Origin of the sequence: Haemophilus sputorum CCUG 13788, from assembly GCF_000238795.1 — a bacterium.
GTDB classification, from domain to species: Bacteria; Pseudomonadota; Gammaproteobacteria; order Enterobacterales; family Pasteurellaceae; genus Haemophilus_A; species Haemophilus_A sputorum.
Genome location: NZ_AFNK01000021.1, coordinates 1 through 6,308, shown reverse-complemented (window position 1 = coordinate 6,308; position 6,308 = coordinate 1). Strand labels below are relative to the sequence as shown.

The following is a 6,308-nucleotide window of genomic DNA, read 5'->3' as shown; positions in this document are numbered from 1 at the left end:
GGAGTGACCCCGAGCCCGTAGACAAATCTGCCCTATAGTTTGAGCATAGGAGGAGTCTATGGGCACATCACGTTTTACCCCTGAATTTAAGGAAGAGGCCGTCCGCCAGATCACCGAGCGGGGCTATTCTATTGCTGAAGTATCTGAACGGCTCGGCGTGTCGGCGCACAGCCTATATAAATGGCTCCGGGCTGTTAAGCCTGACAACAGTGGACAGCAGGCACAGGATTTACTGGATGCCAGAACAGAAATTCTCAGGCTGAAAGCACAGCTTAAACGCACTGAGGAAGAGCGGGATATTCTGAAAAAGGCAGCGCGGTACTTTGCAAGGGAGCCCGACTGAAGTATCGCTTTATCAACGATCACCGTGAAATCTGGTCGATCGTTACAATGTGTCGGGTCCTTAAGGTTGCCCGTGCCGGATTTTATGTCTGGCTCCATAACCCTGTATCTGCCGGAGAAAAGGATAACCAGCGACTGCTGGAACTCATCCGCGACTCCTATACGCTGAGTGGTGGAGTTTACGGTTATCGCAGGGTTCATGGCGATCTTCGCGAAATTGGCGAAGTGTGCAGCAGAAACCGGGTTGCCAAAATCATGAGGAAAAACAGGATTCAGGCTATACATGGTTATAAAGTGCCACGCGGGAGCCGGGGACGACCGTCACTGATAGCGCCTAATCACGTGCGGCGTGAATTTACTGTAGTGAAGCCCAATCAGGTGTGGGTCACCGACATCACCTACATCCGCACCTGGCAGGGCTGGCTGTACCTGGCAGTGGTTATCGATCTTTTTGCCCGTAATGTGGTGGGCTGGTCGATGAAGCCGACACTGTCGCGCGAGCTGGCACTGGATGCGCTGCTGATGGCGGTCTGGCGACGTAAACCTGAAGAAAACGTCATTGTGCACAGCGATCAGGGCAGTCAGTATGGCAGTGATGACTGGCAGCGGTTCTGCCGGGCCAATAATCTGGTACCGAGCATGAGCCGTCGCGGCAACTGCTGGGATAATGCAGTGGCAGAATCGTTCTTCAGTTCACTCAAAAAAGAGCGCATCAGGAAGCGGATATACAAAACCCGGGACATGGCCCGGGCGGATATTTTCGATTATATTGAAGTGTTCTACAACCGGGCCCGGCGCCACAGTCATCTCGGCGGCGTCAGCCCGGAGGCCTTCGAAAAGGCCTCGCAGTGAGGACAGAAACTGTCTACCGGAGCGTGGTCACTCCACATTTAAAGAAACGAGCTTTGGTAAACATACCTGTAATGACTCCATAAAATGGAGCGTCAAACGACACCTAATCAATTAACCCCAAGCGCCTTAAACACGGCATCGACGGGGTCTGCATAAAAGCTGATCTGGAATTTTGAGAACAACTCAGCAGGAACCGTTGGAATATCTGAGGCTGAGGCCATTGGGAGCAAAATACGCTTTGCGCCACTGTCCATAGCTAACTGAAGACTGCCTGCAAGATCTTGAACAGGATTGACGACACCACCTAAAGTCATCTCACCCAAAACAACCATCTGCTCTTGAATCGGTCGGTTCATCAGAATTGAACAGAACGCAATTAATGCAGCGAGCGATGACTTTGTACTTGGCCCCGTATTGTGGAGCTCAACAACATGGAGGTGATACTCATGATCAGAAAACTTCGCCGACGCACTGATTCTATTCAGGTTACCTTTGAAATAATCAAAGCCAACACGCACAGCTTCTTTCGCTGCGGTATTCGAACCAAGGCCAGACACTGAGTGTTTACCAGAACCAGCCATCATCTGGGTTTCATAGCGATATAACCCAAGCTGCCCAGTGCTTCCCTGAGTAACCAAGTGCACGACACCAGCGCGAGGTAAGCCCTCAGGAATTAGCTTGCTGCCACCTTGTTCCGGTACATTGACGAAGAATTCTTCTAATGAATCGTTATCGATGTAGCTAAAGTGCACATCAAAAAATTCCATTCCGCCAAGCTTTTTCAATTGCTCTTTGACTCTACGTCTAGTTTCCAGCGCATAGGTCAGGCAGGCTCTTACATCATCTTTTGTGTACTGTGCGTCGGGGTGTAGTAGCTTTAACAAGCCCGAAACAGTTCTGCGTACAGCAATTACATCACGCTGATTAAGGTTATTACCGAGTTTGAAGAACTTATCGATAGCATCCGCAAAACTTCTTTTGCGCATTTCACGCATGTATTCAGCAAGATAGTCTGTGATTAATCCGTAACTATTGGTGAAAAACTCAGGACGCATCTTCGGTATTTCCCATCCAGGAATATAGGAATGGAAACGGTCAAAAAAAGCAGTGTCAATCATGGCTTCAGGAAAAGGTGCCAACAGATGACTGGTCTTCACCAGTGTCTCAACGCTTTGATTGATGTTACCGACGAATACCATGGAAGCCTTCGCTTCGATTGAATCACGACCACGGGCAAAAGACCCTGACGCCATATAATCTTTCATTATTTGGACGCCGTCTTTGTCTTTAAAGTTAATACCCGCTACTTCATCAAAGGCGACAACATCCCACATTCCGACCAACCCAACTTGGCGCGAGCTCATGTTATAGAACAAGTTCGCCACAGTTGTTTGTCCGCCCGAGACAAGCAATGAGTTTGGTGAGCACTCCTTGTAGACATGGCTTTTACCTGTCCCTCTTGGTCCGAGCTCACAAACGTTGTAGTTGTTTTCAACGAATGGGATCATACGAGTGATAAGATGCCATTTCACCCGATGCTCTAAGTTGGTTGGCTCCATACCCACGGAACGAAGCAACACATCCATCCACTGATCGGTACTAAAATGTCTTCTGGTTGAAAACACCTCATCCATGTTCATGGACGGCATTTGTATCGGTTTTAAACTCATAATGGAGAAAGGTGATGTCTTCTGACCTTCCTCAAAGAAATACTGCACGGTAATAATGCACCAGATGCCGCCAGTTAATAATTTTTCGTTGTCTTGTACTATTTTGGTCGGTACAAGGGCATCCTTGATACCCAGGTTCGACAACGCAGCTTCATAGACGTCTTTTTTCTTGATTGAGCTTAACGCTTACTTTGTCGATGATTTTAAACATGCCGCGTTCACGGATCAGTGACTTCACTTTCTCCGCTTCATCTGGTCGGACATAGTTCTCAGCCAAGATTTTTTTCACATTATCAAGGCCTTGCATTACAACTTCGTCGTCATCGGACGCACAATACATGCCTAGTAAATACTCAAGCACATAGACAGGGACGTTAGCGCCTTCTTTCAATTGCTTTGTCAGATCTTTTCGAACGACACGGCCTTTAAAATATTGGTTGAGCAATGCGTCTAAATCGGCGCTTTGCATCTGATTTTTTTCGTCTTTATGATCTTGTGAAAAATCAGTTGTCATGTTTCACCTCAGCGCCTTAGAAAAAATCATCTTGGAATGCCAAATCAATGGTTACCGCGTATTGGCTATAACGGGTTCTCATTTCCGCATTCTCAAGAACTAATGTGTATTGAGCGTTCCTGTCGAACTGAGAGCCAATAAGCTTTAACCTAGCTTCGCGAGTACGCTCATCCATAACTTTACTCACGCTATCAAAGTTAATCGTTTCACGACTGGATACTTCATTACCTTGTGCATCGACGATATAGACATCCAACAACCGTGCGACAAAACGCTCGCCTACAGGGTCTGTCTGAATAAATCTGACCTTGTCGATATTGTTTACTAATTTGATGGGCTGAGTGGCTGCAACAACACCTACCGGTTGTTTCTCATGTTTTGCTGCTTGTTCTTTTTGCAGCTCTCGCGCATGCAGTACCGGGACGCATACTTCCTGTAGCATCGCTCCGCCATGCACAAACTTGGCACCACCAACAAAGTGGAAGCGTTGAGCCGCTTTTGGAAGCAGGAACTCGGTATCACTAGAGCCATGAGCCGTATCGTTTATTGAGCCTTTCCAACAGGCTTCATCTGAAGGCAAGTTATTACCAACGATATAACGTTTCTTGGCTTCTATCGCGCCAGCAGGTTTGGTTTTCAACGAGGTTTTGTCAGCCGCTACAAGTACTTTTTGTTGGAAGAGGAAGCCATGGTCAGCGGTGATCACAACTCGGCTGCCGTTTAGACGGTTGATGACCCGCCCAACGAGATCTTTTAGCTCTTCAATGGCACTACGACAGGCTTCAAACGTTTTCTCTTCAGTTGCAGCCTTATCACCAATCGCATCAATGGTATCGTGATAGATATAAACTACTTCTACGTCTCGAACCTTGTCACGCCCCTCCTGGTTACTCCAGCTCATCAGTTCCTTAGAACTCACTGCCATACCACCTACTTTTTGTAGGATGGCGTTGCGGTTGTCTAGACCCTGTGAAGAAATACCATCCACATAAACAGCCGTGCCTTGCTCTGGCTGGTAACTGAGCGCCTTATGAGGCAATAATGCCGCCATCCCAAGTTGGGTATAACTCGGCAAAACGCCCAACTGCGTAGACACCTCAGCCTTAAATCGCTTCTCGTTGTTAATGATAGCGCCAAGCTCATTCGCAATTTCAAAACGCAGTGCATCAGAGATGATCACAAACACTCGTTTTGTCTGTTTCAGACTCAGTCGTGTGCGAACTTCTTTTTCATAGAAGTCATACTGGTGCGGTACGCCAGAAATCTGCCACTTTTCAAGTAATTTCTCATTGGCCAAGTGACGATCCCAGGCAAGGCCAAGCTCATATAAGTACCAGTTGGTATAAATGCTTTCGACTTCGTCGTCGAGCTGACGCAGTATGTCTGCACCTTTACTCAATACAGAGTGCACATGTTCATTGAACAAACGGTAAGCCTGGTCAAAACGATAAATGTCTGTGGTATAGGCGTCGTACATTGCTTTCGCGTTATCAAAGTGGAACCCGTCCACATAGCGATTTCGCAAGTGCATTAACTCTTCAGCGTTGCGGATAGCTTCATAAATTGCGAAGTATTCTTTGCGTGACAATGTCCAGTGGCTAGCAAGACGTCTTGATAAGACCGTATCAAACTGAACCCGGTCTAGCGCTTTACTGCTATCGAGCAAATCACGAACTAAACCACGGATTATGGCCTGTTCCACAGCCTCGAACGTTTCGCATTCGATAAGTTCAACCGGATGGTACTGGCCAGCACGAGTCGAAATTTCCAACTGTTGGCTAAGCACCTTAGAGATGCTTTCGTAGTAAGCGGCGAAAGAGCGGCTGTCGCGCCAGCTCACCATAAACGCCAAGGCTGTCGCCCGGCCTGATGCGCTTTTTAGAACATTGTTAAGCAACCAATCGCGTTCAACACCTTCAATTTGGCTCCAGAATTCAGTACAGAATAATTTCAACACGAAGTCTGGGAAGGTTGGCTCTTCGACTGTATAGCCAAAACCCTCACTCAGATATGCCCAGAGTGAGGTCTCAAGATCAAACTTTCCTAGCTGGCTCCATAAAGGTTGGCCAAGGCTTTCATCTTCGATATAAGCCGCATATTCGCGTAGTAACCCAAGCAGAATGTCCGACAAAGACGCAGAATCAGCTTTTACAACCACTGCCATCATCTTCCTGTCTAACGACAGTTCGTCTTCGTTCTCAGTCACCCACTTTTTTAAACCGGCTATGCGCTGTTTATTGGCAAAAAAGCTCTGGCGCTTACGAATGTGCGTGCGTAGCGCCATTTTCGGGATACCCAGCTCATTAAGCAGCATTGAGCTGTGATCAGCAAAAAACTGCTCGCTATACAAACGCACGTCTAGCAACCAATCGCGGTCAGGCTCTGGCTCAGCGCTTGGAAAATAGATAAGGAATTTAGCTTCACGCTCATCTACTTCAATGCGTTTTTTCACTGCCAATACAGACTCATTGCCCATATTGAGGATGGTCAAATCATTTGGCAGTACCCTAGCAGTTATATCTGCCGCGCTATCGCCTACTTCTTTTGCAATAGATAGGGCGTTAGCTAAATGCTCAAGCTCTTCAGTAAAGCTTTGCTCTGGGTCGTACCAAAACACAATGCGGCTTTGTTCAAGTTTGGCAGCAACGCCTTGTGCCAGTTCGCTAATCTGCATTAGTTAACCTCCGGGGCCGAACCGGTAATGGCCTTAACATCAGCCAACAGATCACCAAACTTGCCGTAATTCACTTTCACGCCATCATCCAGATCCAGTGAAATACGCATATCGGCATAGTGTTTTAGCTTGTCATCAAACTCTCGTAGTTCGACCTGTTTCTTGATTAAGGCATCCAACTCTTTCTTGAAGCGGTTTGCTTCACTGGTCGAGTCGGCCGTTTCAATCTGCTTCTCAAGTTGCTCTGCATAAGCAT

The 6,308-nt window shown here is 47.3% G+C and carries 5 protein-coding genes; 1 reads left to right on the top strand and 4 read right to left on the bottom strand.

Annotated features, from left to right (window positions below; genetic code table 11):
- The first annotated feature begins 58 nt into the window (after positions 1-58).
- A protein-coding gene (locus HSP_RS0103325; protein WP_201771769.1) for an IS3-like element ISEc15 family transposase occupies positions 59-1,194 on the top strand; the annotation gives its coding sequence in 2 pieces (ribosomal slippage) (positions 59-305 and positions 305-1,194; 1,137 coding nt in all).
- Positions 1,195-1,301: 107 nt separating this feature from the next.
- Here HSP_RS0103325 and brxL read toward each other — a convergent pair.
- The 4 genes from brxL to HSP_RS10820 all read right to left on the bottom strand — a co-directional run.
- Positions 1,302-3,008 (bottom strand): protease Lon-related BREX system protein BrxL, encoded by a 1,707-nt coding sequence (gene brxL / locus HSP_RS10825; protein WP_279625264.1) that lies wholly within the window; start codon positions 3,006-3,008, stop codon positions 1,302-1,304.
- Positions 3,009-3,015: 7 nt separating this feature from the next.
- A complete protein-coding gene (locus HSP_RS11575; protein WP_279625263.1) occupies positions 3,016-3,378 on the bottom strand; it encodes an anti-phage BREX system Lon protease BrxL in 363 nt (120 codons plus the stop codon).
- 16 nt (positions 3,379-3,394) lie between these two features.
- Entirely contained in the window at positions 3,395-6,052 is a 2,658-nt protein-coding gene (pglZ, locus tag HSP_RS0103315) for a BREX-1 system phosphatase PglZ type A (protein ID WP_010128764.1), read from the bottom strand.
- Positions 6,052-6,308, bottom strand: a 257-nt coding sequence (locus HSP_RS10820; protein ID WP_010128761.1) for a hypothetical protein, incomplete at its 5' end; no start/stop codon positions are given. The genes pglZ and HSP_RS10820, both read right to left, overlap by 1 nt.

Bases quoted from the DNA above. Each gene is read 5' to 3' on its own strand.
- HSP_RS11575 (WP_279625263.1), bottom strand. From the start codon at position 3,378: ATGACAACTGATTTTTCACAAGATCATAAAGACGAAAAAAATCAGATG.
- pglZ (WP_010128764.1), bottom strand. From the start codon at position 6,052: ATGCAGATTAGCGAACTGGCACAAGGCGTTGCTGCCAAACTTGAACAA.